The sequence below is a fragment of the Mesorhizobium sp. P3_A9 genome, from assembly GCF_056402975.1.
Genome location: NZ_JBFUGJ010000526.1, coordinates 1 through 2,956, shown reverse-complemented (window position 1 = coordinate 2,956; position 2,956 = coordinate 1). Strand labels below are relative to the sequence as shown.

3 protein-coding genes are annotated in these 2,956 nt (G+C 61.2%); all 3 read left to right on the top strand.

Annotation, left to right across the window (positions count from 1 at the left end):
• Window positions 1-1,303: circularly permuted type 2 ATP-grasp protein (locus AC1DX0_RS33830; protein ID WP_477358700.1), on the top strand; the 1,303-nt coding region annotated here is incomplete at its 5' end.
• A 21-nt stretch (window positions 1,304-1,324) separates the two neighbouring features.
• The gene (locus AC1DX0_RS33825; protein WP_477220405.1) at window positions 1,325-2,266 is read left to right on the top strand and encodes an alpha-E domain-containing protein; all 942 of its coding nucleotides are present in this window, start codon (window positions 1,325-1,327) and stop codon (window positions 2,264-2,266) included.
• 1 nt (window position 2,267) lies between these two features.
• The coding region (locus tag AC1DX0_RS33820; protein WP_477358698.1) for a transglutaminase family protein at window positions 2,268-2,956 on the top strand (689 nt) is incomplete at its 3' end.

Here is a 2,956-nt window from a genome sequence, read left to right as displayed (position 1 = left end):
GCAGGACGCCGAACGCGTCTTCCGCAAGACCGGCATCACCTTCGCCGTCTATGGCGAGCAGGAGGCGTCCGAACGGCTGATCCCGTTTGACATCGTTCCACGCATCATTTCAGGCAATGAGTGGCGGCGCCTGACGCAAGGCATCGAGCAGCGCGTGCAGGCGCTGAATGCCTTCCTCGACGATATCTACCATCGCCAGGAAATCCTGCGCGCCGGCCGCGTCCCCAGGGAATTGATCGCCAAGAACGAGGCCTTCCTGCCGGAAATGATCGGCGTGCGCCCGCCGGCCGGAGTCTATACCCACATTATCGGCGTTGATATCGTCCGCATCAGTGAAGACGAGTTCTATGTGCTGGAGGACAATGCACGCACACCGTCCGGTGTCTCCTACATGCTGGAGAACCGCGAGACGATGATGCAGCTGTTCCCCGAGCTGTTCCAGAAGATCAAGGTGCGGCCGGTCGAGAACTACCCGCAGCTGCTGCGCCAGTCGCTGGCGGCGGTGCGGCCGCAGAGCACCAAGGGCGCGCCGACCATCGCGGTACTGACGCCCGGCAGTTTCAACTCCGCCTATTTCGAACACGCCTTCCTTGCCGACCAGATGGGCGTGCAACTGGTCGAGGGCCAGGATCTGCGCGTCGTCGACGGTCATGTCGCGATGCGCACGACTGAAGGCTACAAGCAGATCGACGTGCTTTACCGCCGGGTGGATGATTCTTTCCTCGACCCGCTGACCTTCCGGCCGGATTCAGCCCTTGGCATACCCGGCATCATGGATGTCTACMGGGCTGGCAACATCACCATCGCCAACGCGCCGGGCACCGGCATYGCCGACGACAAGGCGATCTAYTCCTAYATGCCSGAGATCRTCGAATTCTACACCGGYCGCAAGGCGATCCTCGGCAAYATCCCGACCTGGCGCTGCTCGGARCCGGACAGYYTGAAATAYGTGCTCGARCACATYSACGAGCTGGTSATCAAGGAAGTSCAYGGCTCSGGCGGCTACGGCATGCTGGTCGGGCCGGCRGCGACCAAGAAGGAATGCGAGGCCTTCGCCAAGAAGCTCGCGGCGAAACCGTCGAATTATATCGCGCAACCAACGCTGGCGCTGTCGACCTGTCCGATCTTGACGGAAAAGGGACTGGCGCCGCGCCACGTCGACCTCCGACCCTATGTGCTGGTGTCTGATCGTATCCAGATCGTGCCTGGCGGACTGACGCGCGTGGCGCTCAAGGAAGGCTCGCTGGTGGTGAATTCCTCACAAGGCGGCGGCACCAAGGATACCTGGGTGCTGGATGATTGATTTTCATGTGAAGGGTTTTGGATGCTTTTAGGCCGGACCGCCAACGGACTGTACTGGATGAACCGCTATATCGAGCGGGCTGAAAACATGGCGCGTCTGGTTGATGCGGGACTGCGCATGGCGCTGACGCGGACCCAGAGTGCTTCGGAAGAGTGGAATTCGGTGCTGCTCAGTGCCGGCTCCGACATCACCTTCAAGCAGAAATATTCGGAATACACGGCCGCCAGCGTCTCCGATTTCCTGTTGCGCGATACGTCTAACCCGTCGAGCACGATGTCGTCGATCGAGACGGCCCGCAACAATGCCCGCATGGTGCGCACCGCGCTGACGCGCGAGACATGGGAAAGCATCAACGAAGCCTGGATGTCACTGAAGCGGATGCTGGCGAGGCCGATCGACGAGCGCGACCTTCCAAGCGTGCTAGATGCGATCAAGCGCGAAACGGCGCTGATCCGCGGCTCGTTCTACGGCACCATGCTGCGCAACGAGATCTTCGACTTCTCGCAGCTCGGCACCTATGTCGAGCGCGCCGACAATACGGCGCGCATCCTCGACGTGAAGTATTACGTGCTGTTGCCGTCGATCTCGTGGGTCGGCTCGACACTCGACAACTATCAGTGGGAATCGATCCTGCGCTCGGTGTCGGCGCATCGCTCCTACCGCTGGGTCTACGATGCCGACTACAAGCCGACCAACATCGCCGACTATCTGATCCTCAATGTGCGCATGCCGCGTTCGCTGACCTTCTGCTACCGCTTCCTGTCAGAACACCTGAAATTCCTCAGCGACGATTACGGTGAGCGTCATGCCTGCCACGCAACGGCGGATAAAACCCAGGCGATGCTGAGGGCAGGGTCGATCAAGGACATATTCGACACCGGGCTGCACGAATTCCTGGCCAACTTCATTCGCGACAACACCAAGCTCGGCGACGAGATCGCGCAAGATTACCGGTTCAACTGATATGCGGCTGAAGATCACCCATAGGACCGAATATCGCTACGACGCGCCGGTGCAATATCTGCTGCAGCGACTGCGATTGCTCCCGGTCAGCGGGTCGACGCAAACCGTGCTGTCCTGGGCGCTGACGATCGAGGGTGCGCGCGAAGAGGTTCGCTTTGTCGACCATTTCGGCAACGATACGCGGCTGTTGAGCGTCGAGGGCGAGCGCGACTTCATCACGGTCGAGGCCGCCGGCGAGGTGGTGACGCGCGACACCGCAGGCGTCTCCGGACCGCATCAGGGCTTTACACCGCTCTGGCTGTACAGCCATGAAACGCCGCTGACGACGATTGGCGGCGGGATACGCGAACTCGCCGGTTCAGTCGGCAACGGAACCGATATCGAACGGCTTCACAGGCTGATGGCTATGATCGGCGAGCGCGTCATCTACACGCCCGGCACCACCAACGCGACGACGCCGGCCGAGGAGGCCTTGGCGCTGAAAACCGGCGTCTGCCAGGATCACACCCACATCTTTGCCGCCGCCGCCCGCTGCATGGGCTTTCCAGCCCGTTATGTCAGCGGCTATCTGATGCTGGATGCGACCGTGGAGCAGGCGGCAAGCCATGCCTGGGCCGAAGCGCATGTTTATKGGCTGGGCTGGGTTGCCTTCGATGCGGCAAACGGCATTTCGCCTGACGAGCGCTATGT